Source organism: Ruegeria sp. N8 (assembly GCF_056531325.1).
Genome location: NZ_JBQFLQ010000002.1, coordinates 170,704 through 194,032 on the forward strand (window position 1 = coordinate 170,704; position 23,329 = coordinate 194,032).

General features: G+C 58.4%; 23 protein-coding genes. 6 read left to right on the top strand and 17 right to left on the bottom strand.

Annotation, left to right across the window (positions count from 1 at the left end; all coding sequences use genetic code 11):
- Positions 1 to 17: 17 nt before the first annotated feature.
- A complete protein-coding gene (cobT, locus tag ACR0C5_RS04895; RefSeq protein WP_480874961.1) occupies positions 18 to 1,031 on the bottom strand; it encodes a nicotinate-nucleotide--dimethylbenzimidazole phosphoribosyltransferase in 1,014 nt (337 codons plus the stop codon).
- Between the two features lie 79 nt (positions 1,032 to 1,110).
- Between cobT and cobS the strand changes: the two genes are divergently transcribed.
- Entirely contained in the window at positions 1,111 to 1,875 is a 765-nt protein-coding gene (gene cobS / locus ACR0C5_RS04900) for an adenosylcobinamide-GDP ribazoletransferase (RefSeq protein WP_480874964.1), read from the top strand.
- Here the strand turns inward: cobS and ACR0C5_RS04905 are convergent.
- From ACR0C5_RS04905 to ACR0C5_RS04930, 6 genes are all read right to left on the bottom strand, one after another.
- Positions 1,872 to 2,642, bottom strand: a complete 771-nt coding sequence (locus ACR0C5_RS04905) for a potassium channel family protein (RefSeq protein ID WP_170769450.1) — start codon at positions 2,640 to 2,642, stop codon at positions 1,872 to 1,874. The two genes, cobS and ACR0C5_RS04905, sit on opposite strands and share 4 nt — an antisense overlap.
- Before the next feature lie 103 nt (positions 2,643 to 2,745).
- Positions 2,746 to 3,255, bottom strand: a complete 510-nt coding sequence (locus tag ACR0C5_RS04910) for a CarD family transcriptional regulator (RefSeq protein ID WP_170381457.1) — start codon at positions 3,253 to 3,255, stop codon at positions 2,746 to 2,748.
- 286 nt (positions 3,256 to 3,541) lie between these two features.
- Positions 3,542 to 3,880 carry a ferredoxin FdxA gene (gene fdxA / locus ACR0C5_RS04915; protein ID WP_170769449.1) on the bottom strand — a complete coding sequence of 113 codons (339 nt, stop codon included), beginning with the start codon at positions 3,878 to 3,880 and terminating at the stop codon, positions 3,542 to 3,544.
- A gap of 66 nt (positions 3,881 to 3,946) precedes the next feature.
- Positions 3,947 to 4,312 carry an RNA-binding S4 domain-containing protein gene (locus ACR0C5_RS04920; protein WP_170769448.1) on the bottom strand — a complete coding sequence of 122 codons (366 nt, stop codon included), beginning with the start codon at positions 4,310 to 4,312 and terminating at the stop codon, positions 3,947 to 3,949.
- A gap of 6 nt (positions 4,313 to 4,318) precedes the next feature.
- Positions 4,319 to 7,132, bottom strand: a complete 2,814-nt coding sequence (locus ACR0C5_RS04925) for a helicase-related protein (protein WP_480874968.1) — start codon at positions 7,130 to 7,132, stop codon at positions 4,319 to 4,321.
- A 16-nt stretch (positions 7,133 to 7,148) separates the two neighbouring features.
- Positions 7,149 to 7,718, bottom strand: a complete 570-nt coding sequence (locus ACR0C5_RS04930) for a tetratricopeptide repeat protein (protein ID WP_480503006.1) — start codon at positions 7,716 to 7,718, stop codon at positions 7,149 to 7,151.
- 70 nt (positions 7,719 to 7,788) lie between these two features.
- Here ACR0C5_RS04930 and ACR0C5_RS04935 point away from each other — a divergent pair, with 70 nt between their 5' ends.
- The 3 genes from ACR0C5_RS04935 to ACR0C5_RS04945 all read left to right on the top strand — a co-directional run bounded on the left by ACR0C5_RS04935 (position 7,789) and on the right by ACR0C5_RS04945 (position 10,932).
- Positions 7,789 to 8,079, top strand: a complete 291-nt coding sequence (locus ACR0C5_RS04935; RefSeq protein ID WP_170769445.1) for an SCP2 sterol-binding domain-containing protein — start codon at positions 7,789 to 7,791, stop codon at positions 8,077 to 8,079.
- Positions 8,079 to 9,044, top strand: coding sequence for an alpha/beta fold hydrolase (locus ACR0C5_RS04940; RefSeq protein WP_170788494.1), 966 nt, complete (start codon positions 8,079 to 8,081; stop codon positions 9,042 to 9,044). Before ACR0C5_RS04935 ends, ACR0C5_RS04940 begins: the two co-directional genes overlap by 1 nt.
- A 67-nt stretch (positions 9,045 to 9,111) precedes the next feature.
- Positions 9,112 to 10,932, top strand: a complete 1,821-nt coding sequence (locus ACR0C5_RS04945) for a M3 family oligoendopeptidase (protein WP_480503007.1) — start codon at positions 9,112 to 9,114, stop codon at positions 10,930 to 10,932.
- Here the strand turns inward: ACR0C5_RS04945 and ACR0C5_RS04950 are convergent, their stop codons facing one another.
- From ACR0C5_RS04950 to ACR0C5_RS04970, 5 genes are all read right to left on the bottom strand, one after another.
- On the bottom strand, positions 10,933 to 11,808 hold the full coding sequence (locus tag ACR0C5_RS04950; RefSeq protein WP_480874973.1) for a DMT family transporter: 876 nt from the start codon (positions 11,806 to 11,808) through the stop codon (positions 10,933 to 10,935).
- A 15-nt stretch (positions 11,809 to 11,823) separates the two neighbouring features.
- Positions 11,824 to 12,093 (bottom strand): DksA/TraR family C4-type zinc finger protein, encoded by a 270-nt coding sequence (locus ACR0C5_RS04955; protein ID WP_170352835.1) that lies wholly within the window; start codon positions 12,091 to 12,093, stop codon positions 11,824 to 11,826.
- Positions 12,094 to 12,150: 57 nt separating this feature from the next.
- On the bottom strand, positions 12,151 to 13,125 hold the full coding sequence (locus ACR0C5_RS04960) for a Gfo/Idh/MocA family protein (RefSeq protein ID WP_170788491.1): 975 nt from the start codon (positions 13,123 to 13,125) through the stop codon (positions 12,151 to 12,153).
- A 199-nt stretch (positions 13,126 to 13,324) separates the two neighbouring features.
- Complete coding sequence (rpoH, locus tag ACR0C5_RS04965; RefSeq protein WP_170750687.1) at positions 13,325 to 14,221, bottom strand: RNA polymerase sigma factor RpoH; 897 nt, start codon at positions 14,219 to 14,221, stop codon at positions 13,325 to 13,327.
- A 146-nt stretch (positions 14,222 to 14,367) separates the two neighbouring features.
- Complete coding sequence (locus tag ACR0C5_RS04970) at positions 14,368 to 15,402, bottom strand: RluA family pseudouridine synthase (protein WP_480874977.1); 1,035 nt, start codon at positions 15,400 to 15,402, stop codon at positions 14,368 to 14,370.
- On the opposite strand from ACR0C5_RS04970, the gene ACR0C5_RS04975 reads away from it, so the two are divergent.
- Entirely contained in the window at positions 15,401 to 15,703 is a 303-nt protein-coding gene (locus ACR0C5_RS04975) for a DUF6476 family protein (protein WP_480874979.1), read from the top strand. The genes ACR0C5_RS04970 and ACR0C5_RS04975 overlap by 2 nt on opposite strands.
- Positions 15,704 to 15,705: 2 nt before the next feature.
- Here the strand turns inward: ACR0C5_RS04975 and ACR0C5_RS04980 are convergent, their stop codons facing one another.
- On the bottom strand, positions 15,706 to 17,178 hold the full coding sequence (locus ACR0C5_RS04980; RefSeq protein WP_480874981.1) for a hypothetical protein: 1,473 nt from the start codon (positions 17,176 to 17,178) through the stop codon (positions 15,706 to 15,708).
- Positions 17,179 to 17,358: 180 nt separating this feature from the next.
- Here ACR0C5_RS04980 and ACR0C5_RS04985 point away from each other — a divergent pair, with 180 nt between their 5' ends.
- The gene (locus ACR0C5_RS04985; RefSeq protein ID WP_480874984.1) at positions 17,359 to 18,246 is read left to right on the top strand and encodes a haloalkane dehalogenase; all 888 of its coding nucleotides are present in this window, start codon (positions 17,359 to 17,361) and stop codon (positions 18,244 to 18,246) included.
- Here ACR0C5_RS04985 and ACR0C5_RS04990 read toward each other — a convergent pair.
- The 4 genes from ACR0C5_RS04990 to ACR0C5_RS05005 form a co-directional block, all read right to left on the bottom strand.
- Positions 18,243 to 19,232: a hypothetical protein gene (locus ACR0C5_RS04990; protein WP_480874987.1), complete on the bottom strand. Its 990-nt coding sequence runs from the start codon at positions 19,230 to 19,232 to the stop codon at positions 18,243 to 18,245. The two genes, ACR0C5_RS04985 and ACR0C5_RS04990, sit on opposite strands and share 4 nt — an antisense overlap.
- Positions 19,233 to 19,266: 34 nt before the next feature.
- Positions 19,267 to 20,262, bottom strand: coding sequence for a glycosyltransferase family 2 protein (locus ACR0C5_RS04995; protein ID WP_170769433.1), 996 nt, complete (start codon positions 20,260 to 20,262; stop codon positions 19,267 to 19,269).
- 105 nt (positions 20,263 to 20,367) lie between these two features.
- Positions 20,368 to 22,389 carry a hypothetical protein gene (locus ACR0C5_RS05000; protein WP_480874991.1) on the bottom strand — a complete coding sequence of 674 codons (2,022 nt, stop codon included), beginning with the start codon at positions 22,387 to 22,389 and terminating at the stop codon, positions 20,368 to 20,370.
- A complete protein-coding gene (locus ACR0C5_RS05005) occupies positions 22,386 to 23,327 on the bottom strand; it encodes a hypothetical protein (protein ID WP_480874992.1) in 942 nt (313 codons plus the stop codon). The genes ACR0C5_RS05000 and ACR0C5_RS05005 overlap by 4 nt, the downstream gene beginning before the upstream one ends.
- Positions 23,328 to 23,329: the final 2 nt, after the last annotated feature.

Sequence of the window (23,329 nt, forward strand, 5' to 3'; positions counted from 1 at the left end):
CGGTCAGGCCCTTCAGCTTAGCCGTCCGACACGCCAGCTTCAGCAAAGGTTGCCATACCGGAATGACAGGCGACAGCGCTTTTAACGATATTGATCGCCAAAGCACCACCAGACCCTTCACCCAGACGTAGGCCGAGGCTGAGCAGCGGCTCTTTGCCAAGCTGGGCGAGCACCGCGCCATGCGCGCCTTCAGCGCTTTGATGGCCTGCCACGGTGTGATCCAGCGCCCCGTCGACCGTGCGGCCCAGACAGGCCGCAGCAGCTGAACAGATGAACCCGTCCAAAACAACCGGAATGCGCAGGATTCGGGCGGCAGCAATCGCCCCAGCCATGGCCGCAATCTCGCGCCCGCCCAGACAGCGCAGCACCTCCAACCCGTCGCCCGAGCCGCCATGCAGGGCTACGCCCTCTGCCACCACACGGGTTTTGTTGGCCAGCCCAGCATCGTCCACGCCGGTTCCACGCCCAGTCCAATCGGCGGCTTCGCCTCCGAACAGGGCGCAGGCAATCGCGGCGGCGGGGGTGGTATTGCCAATCCCCATCTCGCCCACGACCAGCAGGTCAGCTTCCGGGTTCACTGCGTTCCAGCCGGTTTGCAGCGCACGCAACAGTTCGTCCTCGGACATGGCCGGACCGGTGGTGAAATCCACGGTCGGACGGTCAAGCTCCAGCGCGTGCACGTCCATCGTTGCTCCCGCCGCTTTGGCCAACTGGTTGATCGCCGCGCCGCCATGTTCGAAATTCATCACCATCTGCACGGTCACTTCGGGCGGAAAGGCCGAAACGCCCTGCGCCGTAACACCATGGTTTCCGGCAAAGACAATGACCTGCGGCGCATTGATCTGCGGCCGCGCGTCCCCACGCCAGGCCGCATACCAGATCGCCAGATCTTCCAGCCGCCCCAGCGCACCTGGAGGTTTGGTCAATTGTCCGTTCCGGTCCGCGGCACCCTGACGGGCGTCGCCATCGGATCCGGGCGCATTAGAAAGGGCGTCACGAAAAGAATTCAGGTCGGTCAGGTCTGGCAGCATCCAAAGCCTCGTTGCATCAGAGTGGTCCTGTGTGTTTAACCGAAGCGACCAAAGCAACAAGACCCTGAAAGGCGCGGGAGTGCTAAAAAACGACACCAAACTCATTTCCCACTGGGATATACTGCTGGCACTGGTCCTGTTGACGCGTTTACCGATCCCGCGCCTGCCCGAGGATGCTTTTGATCGTCAGGTCTTGGCCGCCTGGGCGTTTCCGTTCGCCGGTTTCGTTGTCGGCGCTCTGGCCTGTGCGGCGGGATGGGTCGGATCGGCTTGGGGCCTGCCCCCGTTGGCCTGCGCCGTCATACTGGTTGCAGTGCTGATCCTGTGTACCGGGGCCATGCACGAGGACGGGCTGGCTGACACCACAGACGGGTTCTGGGGCGGGTTTGACCCGGCCCGACGTCTTGAGATCATGAAAGACAGCCACATCGGCACTTATGGCGTTCTTGCCCTGATCTTGTCGCAAGCCCTGCGCGTTGCGCTGATCGCCCCCTTGCTGGCAACTGGCGCTTTCGGAGGCATACTGACTGCCTGCATCCTGTCGCGCGCAATGATGCCGATATTGATGACTGCCCTGCCCAACGCCAGAAACGCTGGTCTGAGCCATTCGGTCGGCGCTCCCCTGTCGTCCACTACTGGGATCGGGGCTGCCTTTGCCCTCGCAATGGCCCTGATCTTGACTGGTGCCACCGCATTTAAGGCTTTGATTGTCGCCGCTATTGTTACGTTCGCCATCGGTTTGGTCGCCAGATCCAAAATTCGGGGACAGACCGGCGACGTGTTGGGCGCAACGCAGGTGATGACCGAGCTTGCCATTCTGATAGCGCTGGCGGCGGCGCTTTAGGACGCGCCTCCAGTTTCGATCCGCAACACTTCGCCGCAATGTTTGCAGTGCACAGCGTCTGGGTCGTGTCGATACAAGCCGCAGCTTCGGCATTTGTGCCGTACTTTTTGTGGCATGAAAATCGCCTGCGCCAGCCGCACGAACAGCGCCACCCCAACCACCATGATAAAGACCGAAATCAGCTTACCGCCCGGTGTGTCCAGCGTGATGTCGCCGAACCCCGTTGTCGTCAGCGTCGCCATGGTGAAATACAAAGCGTCAATATAGGGGGTCTGGCTGTCCTCGGGGATGAAAAAGACCAGAACGGCAGTCGAGGTCACGAATACAAAGACCAGCAGATTGATGGCGGCAATAACCGCGTCTTCATGGGTGCGGAAATATTGGACGTCGCGGCGCAGATCGCGCAGTAAGTGAAAGGAATGGATCAGGCGCAGAGCGCGCAGAATCCGCAGAAAGGCCAGATTGCCCGAAAGGAATGGGTCGAGCATTAGCGACACGATCACAACCAGATCGGCCAGGGTGTAAATCTTGAAGAACAGTTTGCGCCGGTCCCGCGCGATCCATAGGCGCGCCGAAAAGTCCAGCAGGATCAGGAACCCGACGAACATGCTGGCGATCGTGATCCCAGGACCGTGTGAAATATGCGCAGTGGCGACAAAAAACACGATTGTCACCGCGTCGAACAGGATCAGCCCGTAGCGGAACCAGACCGAAACCGGGTCATGTCCGATATAGAGATATTTGAGCGTTTTCTTTATCTGGGCCATCTAGACGCCTCTACCTATTGGGAAAATACCCCCAAACGAAGAGGTAGAAAATAAAAAAGGCCGCCCCCAACAGGAGCGGCCCAAACTATTCAAAGCAATGCGATCAGGCAGCGCGCGAGGTCAGCACCTCATCCACCTGCTTGGCGGCCGACACTTCACCGGCGCCGGATACGGCTGCAACTTCACGGGTCAGACGTTCCAAGGCAGCTTCATAGAGCTGACGCTCGGAATAGCTTTGTTCGCGCTGATCGTCAGTGCGGTGCAGGTCGCGGACCACCTCTGCGATCGAGATCAGGTCGCCCGAGTTGATTTTCTGTTCATATTCCTGCGCCCGGCGCGACCACATTGCGCGCTTCACCTTGGCCTTGCCCTTCAACGTCTTCATCGCCTGAGAGATCACGTCGGGCGAACTCAGCGACCGCAGACCGGATTCGGTCACCTTGTTGGTCGGCACCCGCAGGGTCATCTTGTCTTTCTCGAACGAGATCACAAACAGCTCAAGCGAATACCCGGCAACTTCCTGTTCCTCGATCGAGATAATCTGACCCACACCATGCGCGGGGTAGACCACATAATCGTTCGGGCGGAACTCAAGCTTTTTCGACTTAGACATTCAGGTTCATCCTTGGTTAGCAGAGCCAGACAAAAAAACGACAAAACACCCCAAAACCGTGCCTTGAAGGCCCGGTCAGGCAGTTTGTTTGTCAAAAAATTAGAACTCCAAAGCGTCCATACTTACGGAGTCATCCCCAGCTCAGTCATCATTCAGCTACGAAGTATATCACAAAAATGCGACACACAAAAGCGCTACCGACCAATGAGCCGATAAAATCATTATTAAACATAAGGTTGCGGCGTTGTTTCGGCATCTAAACCACTGGGTTCAGAGAGCGAATCGCTTAGCCACCTTCGCCGGGCGCTTCAGAGAAGTACTTCTCCATCTTGCCTTCTTCGCCGTCGCGTTCCTCGGCTTCTGGCAAGGGGTCTTTTTTGGTCACGATGACCGGCCACATTTCCGAGTATTTTCGGTTGAACTCGACCCATTCATCCATACCCGGCTCGGTATCGGGGCGGATTGCGTCGGCGGGGCATTCGGGTTCGCACACGCCGCAGTCGATGCATTCATCGGGGTGGATGACCAACGTGTTCTCACCTTCGTAGAAACAATCCACCGGGCATACTTCGACACAGTCGGTATATTTGCAGCCAATGCAGTTTTCAGTGACAACGTAGGTCATGGTCGGATTCCCGTTTGCGCTTTGGGCGTCTAGCTAAATCAGTATGGCGTCAGCTTCAAGATAGGATCAGCTATCTTGATTGCGAGAAAGATCAAGCGCGCGCCGATCTTTCTTGGTTGGACGACCTTTTCCTTCAAAGCTTGGATTTTGCAGCGGCTTGTCCTGCTTTTCGGTCAAATCCGTATATAGCGTTTGTGCCTCGGGGGCCGGACCGCGCCGTTCACCCAGTTTTTCCACCCGCACAACACGCACAATGCGGCCCTGAGGAAAGGTCAGAACATCGCCGGGGTTGATAGCTGTCGCCGGTTTCAGAACCCGGTTACCGTTGACACGCACATGGCCGCCGCTGACCTGTTTGGCGGACAGGCTGCGGGTCTTGAAGAACCGCGCCTGCCACAGCCATTTGTCGATCCGCAGCTTGGCCTCGGACATCCGTGCTTAGTTGCCGTCCTTCAGCCCCATCAACGCAGCGGCGAAGGGGTTGTCGGGATCAATGGCTTTCTCTTTCTTGGGCGGTCGGGACGAGAAGGATTTCGCGCCCTGCGGTTTACCACCCTTCTTGCCGTGCGGCTTGCCGCGACCGTCCTGAGGTTTGCCACGCGGCTTGCCCTTGCCCTGCCCCTGCTCGCGGCGCGGGCCACGATTCTGCTGGCGCTGACGGCCCCATGTGAAGGTGTAGAACACTTCAACTTCAGGCTCATCGCTTGCGAGTTCTGCGGCAGGAGCCTCGGCTGCTGCCTCGGTGCTTTCGGTGGCCTCGGCTAGCGCCTCGGCGGGTGCGGGCGCATCGTCTGTCGCAACTGCATCTGCCGGGGTTTCCTCAGCAGCAGGTTGCTCGGGCGCTTCCGCCGCAGGTTGTTCCGCAAGCGCGGCTTTGACCTTTTCACGCTCACCCCGCTCGGCCTTATAGCCCAAGCCCTGCATCAGGTCGGCAAATTGTTCCAGCGTCATACCGGTGATCGAGAGCATGTCGGGCTTGGCTTCGAACCCGCCTCGGCTGTCCTCAGACCGCAGCATGTCTGCCAGACGTTCCAGCATATCAATACGGATCGAGCGCTCACCGGCGTCGCGGTAACCGCACATGGTGTCATACCCTTGCGGCGCGTCCTTAGCGACGGGGACCGTAACCAGACCCGGAGGCGGCGCTTCAGGGAATTCCTGCAAGCCGCTGGACAGCGCCCACAGAACCAGACGCAAGCGCGTCGGCGCGGGTTTCAGCAGCAGCGGCATGAAGATCGTGAATTGACCGAAGCGGATACCGTGCTTGCGCAGCGCACCGCGAGCGTCCTGATCCAGATCCTTGACCTCTTGCGCGACCTGCGCACGCGGCAAGATGCCCAATGCCTCGACCATGCGGAATGCAAAGCCCTTGGCCAGACCGCTGAGTTCCTCGTCTCGCGACAGGTTCAGCAGCGGTTCAAACAGCGCGGCCACCTTACGGTCAATGAAATGCTGCAGCCGGCGCTGCACCTTCTGTTCGACATCGGGGCCTGCGGCTTCGTCTACGAAAACCTCGACCATAGGCTTGAGCGGCTCGGCCCCGGCAACCAGCTTGCCAACGGCATATTCGCCCCACATCAGGCCACCTTGTTCGGTGAAATCAATTTCGGTATCGGGCGCGTTGTAGAAGCGATCGGCACGCAGATGGAATTGCGGCGCGAGAGCTTGCAGCGAGGCCGATTTCAAAGCTTTCGCCTCGGTCCCCTGCGCGGCTTTGTCCGGGCTAAACCGGAACCCTTCCAGACGACCGACGAATTCGCCTTCGACAGTCACTTCACCCTTGTCATTTACTTCGGCCAAAAGGGCCTCCTTCTGTTTGAGCCGCCGCAGCAAAACGGATGTGCGCCGGTCCACAAATCGTTGGGTCAGACGGTCATGTAATGCATCTGACAGCCTGTCTTCTACAGTGCGCGTTTCCTCACGCCAATGGGATTCGTCACGCACCCATCCGTTTCGTTGCGCAACATATGTCCAGGTGCGAATATATGCCAGCCGTTTGGACAGCGCATCAATATCTCCGTCTGTCCGGTCAATCCGGCGGATTTGCCGCGCCATGAAGTCATCAGGGATCGACTGGCGTTCGTGCAGATGGCCGTAGATCACCTCGAGCAGGCTGGCATGTTCCGAATGGCTGATGCCGCGAAAATCGGGGATTCGGCATACATCCCACAACAAGCGGATGGATTGCGGATCGCTGGCGCGGGCCATCACTTCGGTCACTTGTGAAAGCGATTTCAGCACGTTCAAGTCGTCGGCGGGCCGCGCTTTGAGCAGGTTTTCAATGTCCGGACTGACTTCAAGCGAGTTGATCAGCGCCTCGATGGATCCGAACCGCAAAGCGGCATTCCGCCAGTTCAGCTTTTTCATCGGCGTAAAGCGGCTGTCCATGATGGCCTGCGCCACACCGTCATCCAGCGGCGGGGCCTCGCCCGTAACACCGAACGTGCCATTCGACATGCCGCGCCCGGCCCGGCCGGCGATCTGGGCCAGTTCGTTGGGGGCAAGTGGCCTCATCCTCCGACCGTCGAACTTGGTCAGCGAAGAAAACGCGACGTGATTCACATCCAGGTTCAGGCCCATCCCAATTGCGTCGGTGGCGACCAGATAATCCACCTCACCATTCTGATAGAGATCGACCTGCGCGTTCCGCGTACGCGGGCTGAGCGCCCCCATCACCACGGCCGCCCCGCCCTTTTGACGACGCAGCAGTTCCGCGATGGCATAGACGTTATCAACCGAGAACCCGACGATGGCACTGCGCGGGGGCATCCGGCTGATCTTTTTCGACCCGGCATAGACCAGTTGAGACATCCGTTCGCGCCGCACAAACTGTGCCTCAGGCACCAGCGCTGATATGGGACCACGCATGGAGTCCGAGCCTAGGAACAGCGTCTCGCTTGTGCCGCGCGACCGCAACAGACGGTCTGTGAAGACATGGCCGCGCTCGGGGTCGGTACACAGCTGGATTTCGTCGATGGCCACGAAATCGGCGCCCATACCCTCGGGCATCGCCTCGACCGTACAGACCCAATACTGGGTGCGTGGCGGCACGATGCGCTCTTCGCCCGTGACAAGCGCCACGACCGACGGCCCGCGAATGGCGACGATCTTGTCATAAACCTCGCGCGCGAGCAGACGCAGCGGCAGGCCAATGATACCGGTCCGGTGGCCCAGCATACGTTCAATCGCGTAATGCGTTTTGCCTGTGTTCGTCGGACCCAGTACGGCCACGATTCGGGATGACCCGCTCACTCTTGCCCCCTGCCCCTTAGAGGGCCGAGCCCTCGACCTGAGGCTTCAGTCGATTCACCGCATTGGTTACTTCTTCATGATGGGGATGTATAGCCAATGCGCGCTCATAGGCTTGCAGCGCCTTATCGGGCTGACCCACGATTTCAAAGATCAATCCCAATCCGTAGATCGCCTCGTAATTGTTGGGGTTCAGCGACAGGGCATATTCCAGATCCGCCGCCGCCATGCCAAAGCGTTCGATCCCGAAAAAGGCCGACGCCCGCACATGCCATCCTTCGGCGAAATCCGGGGCGTGATCGGTCAGCGCCGTCAAATGCTCGATGGCGGCCTTGGTATCGCCATCCTCCAGCGCCTCGCGTCCTCGTTCCAACAACAGGTCTGCCGAAGCCGACCCCGACAGCGACCAAAGCGACTTGAGTTGACGATCGATGCCAATCGCTTGATCAGGTGTTGATTGCGCCAATTGCTGCAATAGCTCGGCTTCATCCCGCGAGTCGGCCTGCTGTGCAAGACAAGGGATGGAAAACGTGACTAGGAGCGCGGTTGCCGCGACGATACCTTTGAGATTGATGCTTGCAATGCTCATAACAACGTTCAGTGTAGCGTAGCGCAGTGGGATGTCCATTCCCTGCGCTCAAATCAAAGTGAGGAGAACCATGAGCGACACTCTGGAAAAAGCCGCAGCGGCGCTGAACGAAAAACTGGCCGACAGCGGCTTTGGCGCATCCGCCAAGTTCGCCATCGAAGGCCTGGGTGCAATCGTATTGGACGGCAGCGGCGCGCGCGTCAGCGACGAAGAGGCCGACGTCACCATGAGCGCGGATGTCGACACGTTCGAACAAATCCTCAGTGGTGAGTTGAACCCGACTGGTGCTTTCATGTCCGGCAAGCTGACCGTCGATGGTGACATGGGTGTCGCCATGCAACTGGCATCGGCGCTAGCCTGATGAACGCGTCACCGGCCCCCTTGTTCGAAGACGTGGCCGGTGCCCCAGCCGGCGGACAGGCCCACTGGTTGAACACCACGGATAATGTCCGCATTCGGGTGGCCCATTGGCAACCTGAAACCAACAGCAGCGGCACGGTGTTCATGTTCCCTGGCCGCACGGAATATATAGAAAAATACGGCGATACCGCGAGCGAATTTGTCGGTCGTGGCTTTGCATTCCTGACAATCGACTGGCGAGGTCAGGGGCTTGCGGATCGGTTGCTGGATGACCCACGAGTCGGTCATGTCGATACGATACCGGATTATCAGAAAGACGTTCAGGCCGCGCTGAACCTTGCTATTGAGCTGGATCTGCCAAAGCCATGGCACCTCATCGGGCATTCGATGGGCGGCGCCATAGGGCTGCGGGCCGTGATCGAAAGCGATCACTTCGCTACATGTGCCTTTACCGGGCCGATGTGGGGGATTTTCTTTACTCCGCTGATGAAACCGCTCAGCCGGTTGACCGCCTATTGGGGGCCTCGGTTGGGGTTGGGGGAAAAGACTCCACCGACCACATCGCTAGAAAGCTATGTGCTGTCGCAACCGTTCGAAGGCAACGTACTGACCCGCGATCCGGCGATGTACAAGATGATGCAAGATCAACTGAACGCGCACCCCGAGCTAACGCTGGGCGCGCCCTCCACCATCTGGCTGCGCGAGGCGCTGGACGAATGCGCGTGGCTGATGGACCAACCCGCGCCCAAGACCCCCTGCCTGACTTTCCTGGGAACCCATGAACAAATCGTGGACCGCAAGGCCATCCGCGCCCGCATGGCCAACTGGCCCAGCGGCACGCTGGTGGAAATCCCCGACGGCGAACACGAGGTTTTGATGGAAGCCCCAGAGGTCCGAGGCCCCGTTTTCGACCAGTTGGCGGCGCATTTCATGGCTGCTGAACGCGAACCTGCCCTGTCTGACTAACACCCCGCTTGTGATCCCTGCCCGGCGCGCCTAGATGTTGGCGAAAGCTATTATTTCGAGGTGATCCATGCGCGACCTTCCCTTCCCCGTCCGTGACGCAAACGCAGTCGGCGGGTCCGACAATCTTGGCAACCTGCCGGAATGGGACCTGACGGATCTGTACAGCTCGGAAGAGGCGCCGGAACTGTCGCGCGATCTGGACTGGCTGGAAGGCGAATGTGCGTCCTTTGCCGCAGACTACGAGGGCAAGCTGGCCGATCTGGATGCCGATGGACTGCTGCAATGCGTCCTACGAAACGAAAAGATCAACGCCATTGCCGGGCGAATCATGTCCTTCGCCGGTCTGCGGTACTACCAGCTGACCACCGATGCGGACCGCGCCAAGTTCCTGTCGGATATGCAGGAAAAGATCACCATCTTCACCACGCCGCTGGTGTTCTTCACGCTCGAGCTCAATCGTATCGACGATGACGCGCTGAAAGCCCGGTTTGACGCCAATGCGGATCTGGGCCGGTACGAACCCGTCTTTCGCCGCATCCGCGCGATGAAGCCCTATCAACTGTCTGATGAGCTGGAGAAATTCCTGCACGATCTGGGCGTTGTTGGCGATGCATGGGAACGTCTGTTTGACGAAACCATCGCCGGCCTGACCTTTGACATCGAAGGCGAAGAGCTGAACATCGAAGGCACCCTGAATCTACTGACCGAGCAGGACCGGAGCAAACGCGAAACCGCCGCCCGCGAATTGGCGCGGGTGTTTCAGGACAACGTCAAAACCTTTGCCCGCGTTCACAACACACAGGCCAAAGAGAAAGAAATCGTAGACCGCTGGCGCAATATGCCAACCGCTCAAACCGGTCGCCACCTGTCAAACGACGTGGAACCTGAAGTGGTTGAGGCTCTGCGCGAAGCTGTGGTTGCCGCCTATCCTAAACTGAGTCACCGCTACTACGAGCTCAAGCGCAAATGGCTGGGGCTGGATGTGATGCAGGTCTGGGACCGCAACGCGCCCTTGCCGATGGAAGACACGCGCATCGTCGGCTGGGACGAGGCCGAAAAGACCGTGATGGATGCCTATAACGCGTTTGACCCGCGCATGGGCGAAATTGCTGCCCCCTTCTTCAGCAAGGGCTGGATTGATGCGGCCGTGAAGCCGGGCAAAGCGCCGGGTGCATTTGCCCACCCGACCGTGACCGACGTGCACCCCTACGTGATGCTCAACTATCTGGGCAAACCGCGCGACGTGATGACCCTGGCGCACGAGCTAGGTCATGGTGTCCACCAAGTACTGGCCGCCGGTCAGGGCGAGATGCTGTCCTCTACCCCACTGACACTGGCCGAAACGGCCTCGGTCTTTGGTGAGATGTTGACCTTCCGCAAGATGCTGGATCAGGCCGAAACCCCCGAACAGCGCAAAGTGCTGCTGGCCGGTAAGGTCGAGGACATGATCAACACGGTCGTCCGCCAGATCGCGTTCTATGATTTCGAATGCAAACTCCACGCCGCCCGCCGCGAAGGCGAGCTAACGCCCGACGACATCAACGCCCTGTGGATGAGCGTTCAGGCCGAAAGCCTTGGCCCGGCATTCGAATTCATGGACGGGTACGAGACTTTCTGGGCCTATATCCCACACTTCGTCCACTCGCCCTTCTACGTCTACGCCTACGCGTTTGGCGACGGATTGGTGAACGCCCTCTATTCCGTCTACGCAAGCGGGTCCGATGGGTTCGAGGACAAGTATTTCGACATGCTGCGCGCCGGTGGTTCGATGCACCACAAGGAATTGTTGGCCCCGTTCGGGCTTGACGCCAGCGATCCCAAGTTCTGGGACAAGGGCCTGTCGATGATCTCGGGCTTTATCGACGAATTGGAAGCGATGGAGGGCTGATCATTTCTGGTTTTTGGTGGTCAAAAACACGGCCGCCACGATCAGCACACCCCCAAGGGCTGCAATCGGCGTGATTGCGGCCCCCAGAAACAGCGCCGAATTGACAAAGGTGAACACGACCGAGGCCGCAAACATCAAGGTTGCGGTCAATGTCGAAACCCGCGCAGCAGCCTCGTACCACAGGTAATAGGCGCAGGCGGTCGGCAGCACGCCCAGCAAGATCAGGAACACCACGTCATTGGCGGACGGAACCTGCATCGAAAACGCGGCCAGCGGCAGCAGAAGTGCCCCGGAACACAAGAAGATGCCGAACAGGAAATTCAGCCGCTCTCCGGTCGATTTCGAATTGCGCATAGCCCGACTGCTTGAGATCAGGAAGACAGCCCAGCTTAGCCCGGCTCCGATTTCAAGAATATCCCCGAACAAGGGCTCTCCGCCTCCCTGAAAATCCCGGAAAACGGTCAGAAAAACGCCCAGAATGGCCAAAGCTGTGGCCAGAACATCGGTTCGTGTAACCGGTGTATCCGCAAAGAAATAAAGGAAAACCAGCACGAAAAAGGGTGCCGTGTTCTCCAAAACCATCGCATTGGCCGCGCCGGTATGTTCAAGCCCGATGTGGAACAGGATATAGTTCATGACGGTCGACAACACGGCCAGACGGAAATTCCAGTCACCCAACCGGACTGAGACGGACACCCGCATCAGACGCAACATGCAATAAATCGCCAACGCCGCGATGAACAGGCGCGAGACCGCGATTTGCAACCCGCCCAGATCGCTGGTCAGATAGCGCACGATGACGCTATGCGTACCCCACAAGAACGCAGCCAGGAACCCAAGAACCAATCCATTCTGCAACAGGGGCTGTTTTGGCATGGGCACAGGCATGGGTTATTTCAACTGACTGTCCTTGGACCCGCGTCGATTGATCCCGGACCGCGCTTTGAACGCGCCATCCCTATCCTGCTGGCAATCCAGACAGAGTTTCACCCCCGGCAGGGCAAGTCTGCGCTTCTCGGGGATCGGCTCTTCGCATTCTGCGCAATGGGTTAGGCTTTCGCCCTGAGGGCGCTTTTGCGCCTGCATCCGGGCCAGTTCGTCGGATATCGACGCCTCGATCTGTTCACTCACCGCGCCATCACGCGCCCAGCCGCCTGCCATTGTCGTCTCCTGTTCAGGTGACGACCAGATTAGGCTGCCGGACCCGCGCGTGGCAAGTCAGAGTGAGACCGCCACCTCAAACGCCTGGTCAATCATCGCCTGCGTCCCGCGCGAGAACTCCAACGGGCACGGATAGGTCGCCCCTTCCCGCACGGATCGACCGAAGGCTTCGACCTGCAATATGTACTGATCGTCACCGGGAAAGCGTGTGATCTGCACTTCCAGCCCCGGACGATGCAACTCGACCTGCGCCACGTCAAAAACCCGCGCATTGAACGGCGCGGTCAAACGGATTACACCGCCTTCGCCGTGGAACTCCATCGCCTGATGCGGGTGCATCCGGGTCGACACATAGGTCGAATAGGTAAATCCGGGGAAGCGCGCATTAATCTCGGTGAACACGTCCACGTCGTTTTCCCATCGGATCGTCGAGCGGACCTCGACCGGCTCTTCCCCAGTGACAAACCGAGCGCTACCGATCGTGTAAACGCCGATATCGCGCAACCCGCCGCCGCCAGTTTCGGGGCGGTTTCGGATGTTGCCAGTGTCGGCGCGATTGTCATAGGTGAACACACCGGTCACATGGATAAGTTTGCCAATAGCCCCATCCGCGATCAGCTTTTTGGCGAACTGCCACTGCGGGTGATGCACGATCATATAGGCCTCGGCAGCCAACAGTCCTGTCTCATCCCGCTTGGCGATCAGCGCATCGAACTCGGACGCCTGCATGGTCATGGGTTTCTCGCACAACACGTACTTACCGGCATCCAAGGCCTTTAGCGACCACTCTACATGCAGGTGATTGGGCAGCGGGACATAAACCGCATCGATCTGCGGATCGGCCAGCAGCGCATCATAGCTGTCATAAACGGTCAGATCGGGGCAAAAAGCCTGAAACGGTTCGGCCTTGGCCGGGCTTGACGTTGCCAATCCGGCCAGCCGCGCGCCTTCCGCCGCGTGAATAGCCGGAGCCATAAACCGACGCGCAAAATTCGCGGCGCCCAGAACGCCCCATTGAACCGGGTTTTGCATAAGTCCCTCCCAAATTTCAGTATGGCCGTTATCGCTAACGGTCCAATCTCGGTTCTTTTAGCAACGTCTAGGCGCGAAGTCAGGCATTTTTGGCCATTTCTGACGTCAACACATCACTTATCAGAGAGCGAGACCTTAAACGGTATTGGACGCAAAAAAGCCCGCCGTCTCAGGCGGGCTTTGGTTCGCTCCGGCCGGATTACATCTGGCCCAGCATCCCTTTCTCGCGCGCAAGGTCGCGCATTTTCTTTTGCAGCTTTTCGAAGGCCCGCACCTCGATCTGACGGATGCGCTCGCGGCTGACGTTATACTGCGTACTCAACTCTTCCAGCGTCACAGGCTGATCCATCAGGCGGCGCTGAGTCAGAATGTCCTTTTCACGGTCATTCAAAACCTCCAACGCGGCGGCCAGCAATTCGCGGCGTGCGTCCAACTCGTCGCGTGCCTCATAGTCGCCTGCCTGATCGGCATCTTCATCCTCAAGCCAGTCCTGCCACTGCATGGTACCTTCGCCTTCGGACCCGACGGTCGCGTTCAACGAGGCATCACCACCAGACATCCGGCGGTTCATGCTGATGACTTCCTCTTCGGTCACGCCAAGATCGTTGGCGATCTGCGCCACGTTTTCAGGGCGCAAATCACCCTCTTCCAACGCGCCGATACGCGCCTTGGCCTTGCGCAGGTTGAAAAACAGCTTTTTCTGCGCCGAGGTCGTTCCCAGCTTCACCAGCGACCAGGACCGCAGGATATATTCCTGGATCGAGGCACGAATCCACCACATCGCATAGGTCGCCAGACGGAACCCTTTTTCCGGGTCGAACCGTTTGACCGCCTGCATCAGGCCTACATTGGCCTCGGAAATCACCTCGGCCTGCGGCAGACCGTAGCCGCGATAACCCATCGCGATCTTAGCTGCCAGGCGCAGATGCGACGTAACCATTTTATGAGCCGATTCAGTGTCTTGCTCTTCGACCCAGCGCTTGGCCAGCATGTATTCCTCTTCCGGCTCCAGCAGCGGAAACTTGCGGATTTCCTGCATGTAGCGGTTCAGGCCACCCTCGGGCGTCGGCGCGGGGAGATTTGCGTAATTTGCCATAATTCATGTCCCTCCGACAAATGTTTAAGTTGTTAACATAGGATATGGGAGGTCGTCCCGATTCATTCAAGAGGCAGCGCTAACAGAGTGGTATTAACCAACGATAAAGAAAAGATAAGAACGCGTTACTCACGAGTGTGCGCATATTATGACAACGGCGCGCGCAGCTTATCAATCAGTTTCTCCATGTCTTCCGGCAAATTAGCCTCAAACCGCAAAATATCGCCAGTGACGGGGTGCTCGAACCCCAGAACCGCGGCGTGCAAAGCCTGTCGCGGGAAGGCGCGCACCGCTTCGGCGGTATCAGTACTGAACGCGTTGGCCGCGAGCTTGCGTTTGCCGCCATAGACGGGATCGCCCACCAAACCGTGTCCCGCATGGGCCATATGCACGCGAATCTGGTGCGTTCTGCCCGTTTCCAGCCAGCATTCGATCAAGGCCAATCCCGCCGGGTCGCCAAATGTCTCAACCACCCGCGCCCGCGTCACGGCATGACGCCCGCCATGGAAAAGAACCGCCTGTCTCTGTCGGTCGGTCTTGTGACGGGCCAATTGCGTGGTCAGGCGCATGATGTTGCCGGGCTCAAAACTGACACCCTTCACACCGCGCAAACGGGGATCGTTGGCGTCGGGAACACCGTAGCACACCGCGCGATAATAGCGCTCGACCGTATGCGCCTCGAATTGGGCGGCCAGGCCGTGATGCGCGGCATCTGATTTAGCGACGACCAGCAAGCCGCTGGTTTCCTTGTCAATTCGATGCACGATACCCGGACGCTTTACGCCACCCACGCCCGACAGGTCATCTCCGCAATGATGCAGCAGAGCATTCACTAGCGTTCCATTGGGCGAGCCTGGTGCAGGATGCACTACCATGCCTGCGGGTTTGTTGATGACGATCAAATCGGCGTCCTCGAACACCACCTCCAGCGGGATATCCTCGGGGCCGATATGGCTGTCTTCGACCTCGGCCACCGCAATCGTGACAGATGTGCCCTCGGCCACTTTTACCTTGGGATCGCTGGCCACGGTTCCGTTGATCCACACGGCACCTTCTTCGATCAATCGGGCAAGACGCGTGCGAGACAGATTTTCCTCGGGTGGCACATCGCGCGAAAGCGCCTTATCAAGGCGTGGCGGCGGATCTGCCGCGATCTGAAATTCAATCTGGCGAGTGCCCATGACTGTCCCTTCCGAACCGCAAGAACCGCAGGAAACGCCTCAGCTTCGATTGCTGCGGCGGATGGTCATGCTGCTGACCGCGGTGATGATTGGCGGCGTTCTAGTGACATTCGCGCTGATTGTCATCCGGCTATCGGACAGAACCCCCACCCTGCCCGATCAGATCGAGCTGCCAAACGGCGCCAAGGCGCTGGCGGTCACCATCGGGAACAACTGGTACGCCGTGGTCACGGACGACAACCGCATCCTGATATTCGACAAGACAACCGGACGGCAACGGCAAGAGATCGTAGTGGAGTAGCCCTAGATCGCGGTCAGCGACTCAACGCTCAACCGCAGTAGGGTCGAGCCAACCGCTGCATCGGTTTGCTTCAACGTTGCGACATCCAGAACGGTATGGCCCAAGGTCAGAAACGTCGCCTCTTTCGTAGCGATAAGTTGCATGGCGCGCTTCGCTTCTGCGTCGATGCCTGGCGAGGCCAGAACCAACGATAGCAGCAACAGCCCCCGGTCCACATCATCGCCCGTATCAAACAACAGCACTTCATCGGCCATCGCAATCCTCTCGCGGCGGCCATAGATACTGACATCTCCCGCGATCCGCCTGATCCGGTCCAGCGCGGCCTCCACCCCATCAATTTCCTGCGCCGCCTGCCGCAGTTTCGGTCCGCGCAAAGAGTTCGCCAGATACGCCCCCGGCGCCTGAATCGACACATCCCGATAGCAATACCGCGCCTTTCCAAAGACCGAGAGATCATCCGAAGCCGCAAGCTCGGTCAACAGGCTGCGCACCTCGTCTGCGCCTTTCAGCGTGTCAAAGCGCCTCAATTGTTCGGTTGTCGCCCGGCTAGGGACGAAGCTCACGCCTTGGTGGCGAAGTGTTCGGAACGGCGGCAGCTCAATCCCGAAAAACGCCCTGCAATCCGCATTGAAGCGATCCAATTGCTCTGACGGAATCGCACTTGGCCTGCCGTCTAGCACCAAGGTTCCGTACATGGTGATAAACCTGTCGGCATAGGGCACGCGTCGGTCAAACTCGGCCAGAGGGTCGGCGGCATCCGGGCCGTTCGTGAGCCTCTGCCACCCGGCCTGATCAAAATACTCCGGCTTTCCGTTGCACCAGAACCGCTGGCCGTCCTTTTGCAACAACGTCGTGTAGTGGCCCGGAGAGCCGACCATAAAAGCATCCACCAGCGAAATACCGTGCAGGATTGTGGCCAGCGACGTTGTCAGCGTAGCTTCATCCGCGCAAACGGTGACACCAATAGGCCGGTGCTTTTTATGGCCCATCAGACGCGACATAGCATGCAAACCATCGATTGTATTGTAGATGTAAAGCGGCAACTGATCTCGTTCGAGCACCGGAAAGATGTCCAGCGCGGGGGTCAACAACCCGTCCGAACGGCGGCGGGTCACGTGCCGCCAAAGCTGCGCCTTGATGCGGTCGACAGGTTCTGCCCCCAGCCGGTCCCTTTCATCCTGAAGGTTCAGCAGCCCCACACGATCTGCCGTGCCCATGGGGAAGTCATGGGTGAAATGGCGGTCGATATACTCCAGCATCTCATGGGTGATCTGACTGGTTGGCGCGAGGTCCCGACCCGTCGGGTCCACGCGGGATAGGATCTGATCTCGGATATGCCACAGCCGGTCGCTCATCAGATTGGCCAGAATCAGTACGATCAGCAAATCGGGATCGGTCGCAGCATCCATCAAACCGGGATGTGCCGCACGCGAAAGCAGTTCAATCCGGGCTGAGGGCTTAGGGATATCGACCACGGGCTGCTCCTTCCTGTTTGCGGCCCCGACCAGAAGGGCAAATGAATGCTACAATCGGAAGACCATGCCGCCCAGCGCCTTTAGCGACTAACGCGATTGTTTATCCTACTGCCGAAAAGGACTGCTATGGTCACGCATCCGCAGCGCCTTACATGCGCGCACCTCAGAAAGGCCCCTTCAATGCATTCCGAAAAGCCGATCTCAGCCGAATTTCCGTTCGACTCCAGATATGTCGAGGTCAACGGCCAGAAAATTCACTATGTGGATGAGGGCGAAGGCGCACCAGTTCTGTTTCTGCACGGCAACCCGACCTCATCTTATCTGTGGCGCAATATCATCCCCTATGCTGCCAAGGGCCATCGCGCCATTGCGATGGATTTGATCGGTATGGGCAAATCGGACAAACCCGACATCCCCTATCGGTTTGTCGATCACTTCCCCTTTGTCGACGGTTTCATCAAGGCGCTGGGTCTGACGAATGTAATACTGGTCATCCACGACTGGGGTTCGGCCCTTGGGTTTCACTATGCAAGCCGACATCCCGAAAACATCCGCGGCATCGCGTTTATGGAAGGGATCATTCGCCCGATGACATGGGCCGCATTCCCCTCTGATTTCCGCGCCGGATTCAAGATGATGCGCACACCGGGACTGGGATGGGCGCTGATCTCGGGTCTGAACATGTTTGTCGAAAAAATCCTGCCCAGCGCCATTGTCCGCGACCTGACCCAGCAAGAGATGGACGCCTACCGCGCGCCCTACCCAACCGCGCGCAGCCGCCAACCAGTGCGGGTCTGGCCCCGCGAGATACCGATTGATGGCGCTCCCTCGGACATACACCAGATCGTCAGCGCCTATAGTCAATGGATGGGTGAGACCGAAATACCGATGTTGCTGTTTTATGCCAGCCCTGGTGGTACGATCCGGGAAGATGGCGTCGCGTGGTGCCGCGAGACCATCCAGAACTTGCAGACCGTCGATATCGGGCCGGGCATTCATTTCATACAGGAAGACAACCCGCACCTAATCGGTGACAAGCTGGCTGACTGGCTGGTAACTTTACCCTAAGGCTGCGCCTCTAGCGCCAAACGGAACACGATTTCGGATGCCGTCCTTAGCGCCTCATATTCCTGCGGCGTGTCTCGGCGAAAGGCCTGTTCCTGCGCGCTCAACTCGACCTGCGAAAACAGGCTGTGCCGATCAGGGAAGAATTCCCGCTGAAAGGACAAGTCTTGGCCAGCCATGTAGTCATCCAACCACGCGCGCTCGTCCGGTTCCAGCACATCGTTGCGGCGCACCATGACTGGATAATCCAGTGTGGTCCGCCGCAACTGACGGCTTTTCCTGCGCCCCATTGCGCGGGTCACGATACCAAAGGCTTCGCTCGCGGCACGTGACTGGGACGGATTGGCAGGTTGCTGGCCCATCAGGTCATCCGCGACCGGAGTCCCGACCCGCGTCAAAAAATCGGCCACCACATGGCCATTCGTCATCTCAGCCCGGTCATATAGCATCGGCACCACGGTGACACCGGGAAAAGCGGTGCGAATGTCGGCAACTTTGGCGGCGAAACTATACTGCGCCGGATTGGCCTCGATCTGCGCAAGCTGCGCCTTGATATAGCCCGAACCCGCATTCACCAAACGACCGTTCTTGGCGCGCTGCTTGTAGTCGGCCTCGAAGAAATCGGAATAGCGGCGGCAATAGAAGGTGATCCGCAGCGCCCGTGCCGGGATTTCCGCGAATACCTGCGCCAAACGCTCCAGATCCACCGAATAAAACATCTCGGACGACACGAGGCAGGTCCGATCCGCATGATCGTCGAATTCACTGGTCATGGCTGCGCGGAACGGGTCCATGGGCTCATTGGTCTGGTTGATGTGAAAGGCGATGATGTTGTGGCTCATCACCAGTCGGGTTTTACCCTCCAACCGCCTGCGCCCGGCCTCCATATAGTGCAGACCCGCATCCGCCAGAGCTGAAGAATTGTCGCGCAAAAACCCCTGCAAAGCGGTCGTGCCGGTTTTGGGCATGCCCAGATGTAGCCACAGCATCAGAGCGCCCTCGCCTTATTGCCCAAACCCTGCCTCACGGCTGGCTGACCTCGAACCCCGATGTCATCTGCTGCATCAATTCCCGCATTTCAGGCTGTTCGCGCAGCTGGGCAATGTGCTGGCGATGCAGGTCACAGGATTTATGATGCAAACGCGCCGTTTCGGGGTCGGATAGCATCTCGTAGTAAATCGTCCGTTTGCGATCCAGAATGACATCGATGGATGTGTTCGTCTCGGCGTTCTGGTTCATCATGTTCCAGTATTCCATGCCAAGGCTTTCACCCAAATGATGCGCCCGCCCGCGCATCTTTTTTACCAGATAGCTCTCGCAGGATTTCAGGGCGTAGTGGTTCAGTTGCACGAGGTCATACCCCACCGAATCCCGCGCCGAACGCCAGCTTTTGTCATAGTACCGGTCAGGCATCCGTTTACCTGAGCCGTTGTACCAATGACATTCCTCCATCGTCTCGACCGTCGGGCGCTTGGGCCGGTGCACGCCCAGCGCGTCCCAAAGCTCTCGCTGGAACATCGTCTTAAAGCCCCACGCTTGCGGAGGTCGAAAAATCCGCTCGGGCGCGGCCTGCCGGAACTGGTCCGACAGAAACCGATCCTCATACCGCTCGACCCCCGCATTGCCGAAAAGCCGCCATGTCATCGAGATGGTCCTGGCCTCGGGGATCGCCTGCGTCAGCGCGCGCAGCGTGTTGTCGCCGGTCTTGACGTTGATATGCTCATCCGCGTCAATCACAATGACCCAGTCTTGCGGGCGCGCGATGTCCATCCGCATGAAAGCATTATAGGCGCGTTTCTGCGGGCTGGTCCGGCGGCGCGAGTTGTTGTCTACATGGGTGACGATCCCACGCTCATCCAACCGTCCTAGCAGAGCATCTGTGCCGTCAGTACAATCGTTGGTCATCACCACGATCTGGTCCACGCCTATCGCCCGGTTATGCGCCACCCATTCCAGCACGAAGGGGCCTTCGTTTTTCATAGGGGTAATGCTGATATAGCGTGGATCCTGATCGGTCATGAAAGACTGCCCTGCTGCTTTCTTGTTGCCCGGAGCTTCGTCGCGGGATCGTTTAGATTTTGCGAACAAACTACGAATTTTTGGCAGGGGCACCAAGCGGAAAACTCACCCATCGCCGCCTGCCCGCTTTAGCTGGTTCGAGAATTTTTTGAAGGTCGGACACAGGTCACGCGCGCGTTTCAGGTATCTGCGGGCCTGCTGCCGATCTCCGCGCCGCAATAGGATCTGTCCTGCTTCTCCTTGGATTGCAGCGGTATTGTCGTCCAGGTCCGCCGCTTGAATGATCTGGCTTTGCCCCTGTTCCACTGCGTTGTTGCGTGTCAGAAACTGTCCCATAGCGAAGATCAGGAACGGGTTGTCAGGGTCGCAAGCGATCGCGTCCCCCATAGTCAACCTAGCCTGAGAAACTTCACCGTCAGCTTCGTACAAGTCGCACAACCTCTTATAAAACAGAGGATTATCCGGGCAGTCTTTACACACCTTTCGAGCTTGATCGACTGCCGCGGTTAAGCTGAGTTCGCCCAACCGCAATTGCAGCACCCCAGACAAACTCAGATGGCTTGGACTATTTTCAGGTACTTGTATCAAAGGGGACAGATTTGCCATGTTCGACAGACCATCTTGCAATATCCACAAACGGTCTCGGTCATGTGGCAGCCGTCGCGCTTTTTCGTCCACGGACAAAAAAGCCCAATCAAGCAACAGCAAATCAAAGTTGCAGGGCCTGCGCGAAATGACCTTCCTTTGCGCGATATGCGCATTGTAGTTGAACCAGGACCGCCTGATCGCTCTCTGCATAGCCCAATCCGCAGGGGGTAGTACGCGATACGCCATTTGGTCCCGAAACAACAGGCGTGAGCCAAAAATCGTTATGTCGGGCCGCAGGGGTTTGGCCCAGAAAGCCTGAGAGAATTCTCGGGCAGCGTTCCATCTTTTCTTCTGACCGCCCAAGGTCGCTGCGCGCAAAGCTCTTGCCACTGCGTAGTCTTCTGGCCAGGTGTTTGGATTTTCAAGAACGAGGTCCGCCATTCGCAGTGCATCGTCCCACTGTTGCAGATAGAATAAATTAATGGCCTGCAACAAGGGCAGGAACGCATTGTCCGCTTCTGTGTCCAATAAGGCGTGGGTTATGTCTGCCGCTTCCTGCGCACGGTCAGCCGAATGCAATGAATACAAATGAAACGTGGCCTTGGCATAAATATGCGCCGCTTCCGAGCCGTTGATAAATCCGCTTGGTCCATTTCGAAGACGCTCGACCACTTTTTCATGAGCCTCAGTCATTTCGCTCTCGGACAGAACCTCACGGAACATTTTGCTTTGTGACCCAGCGATCCGCGATGCTGCCATCGAGAATGCTGAAACTGCTGGCGCAATCACCTGATCGGCCCGCGACATCGCATAAAGCTCTAGGAAATCGCGCTTGGCGCGGGACAGGCTGGACAGGTCGGCGATATCGGACATCTGTAAAAGCTGCGGGAACTTGCTCTGGAACCGGGCGATCAGTTCCGGTTGGTCCGAGAAAATGATTGCCGTTTGGCCCTTGGTCTTTTCCAGATGCGCCTGGTACAACTCTTCGGGCTCAATCTTGGCGGGCCATGTGGTGTGCTTCCACGGCTCGCCATTCAGAATGTCGCCACGGCGTATGTGATAGGCTGACACCCCCTGCCCCGAAAGCCGTGCATCAGCCTGCTCCATGACGGCCCGGATATCCTCGGAAAATCCGATCTGGTGGATGAAATCCCGATACCGAGGGCGAATTGCTTCGATATCCTCCCATGGAAAAGCGAGGACCTCGAACCCTTCTTCGACCAAGACCGAGCGGCCTGCTGCCAGATGCGCCTGCAACCGATCAGGGGATTTGTCCCCCAGAAACGACCAGACTGGCAAAGCGTCCTGTGTCAAAGTCTCGAACGCGTCCGCATCCAGAAAATGCGTGTCCATCCAGCTTTGGGTGAACAACTCCGAAGGCGTGTCCAACTCGGGGGCGTCGGCGCCTTTGGGAAACCAGTTGACCTTAAAGTCGGCGCCAAAATCCTCGGCCAAACGAATGCAGGTCAGCATCATCAGCAAACGCGCGCCCATGCGATCCTTGCGCTGACCGATAAAGACGCCCCGCGCGGCGGTCATGACGCGTCGCTTGCGGCGGCCATCGCGGAACGGCGCAGCCTACGAAACCGTTGGCGCGCCTGCCGGACCAATGCGTCATGGCGGTCGCCTGCCATGCTCTCGATGCCGCGCATATACAAGGGCAAACGGCGGCGCGCGCGCATCATCTTGTAAAACCCTTCCGGTTCCAACGTGCCGTCCATCGCGCCCAGCATGACCGGTTTCAGGATATCCAGTTTACGCAGCATCGGGGCAGCAAAATGGTTGGAAAACCAGGTCTTGAGCAACAACACATTGTCGCCTTGCAAACGCTCGACCTGTTTGCGGTCCAGATCGAAGAAAGGGTCATAAAATACATAGGCACGCCCAGCCGCACCCACCGTCTGCGCCGCATCGCTCAAGGGCAGATCCCAATCCTGTACCCGGCCGAACCGATAGCGGGTTTCCCATGGCACCAGACGCTCATCCAGCGTGGTTTGCGGATTAAACGCGATCACTTGCGCGCCCGGAACAAGCTGTGAGAAAGTCAGCGCGCCGAACCCGCCCATCGAGGCCCCGGCAAACACGACCCGGTCAAAACCGTTAAAGAAGCCTGCGGCAGCCTTACCTTCGAAATAAGTCAAAATCTCGGGGTCGCGATACCAGGCTTTGGTGCGGGCAAAGACCCCCATATGCGACCACCCCTCATCGCGAAAGAACTTCCACCCCCAGGGTTCGCGCGCAAAGGACAGGTCGTTTGCGTTGGCAATATTGTCAAAGCTAACAACCAGCTGCGATGCAGACCGCCGATGAAACAGGATCGAGTGGCGGTCGAGTTTTTCCAGAAATCCGGTGCCATCACCGCCGGGGTAAAGCTCCACGAACCACGGCGGAGCGGGATCGGTCAAGATGCGCTCGTACCCGGTCTTGCGATCAGGATGTTCAGGTTGAAGCTGCTCTTTCGAAAGATCGTCTGCCATGG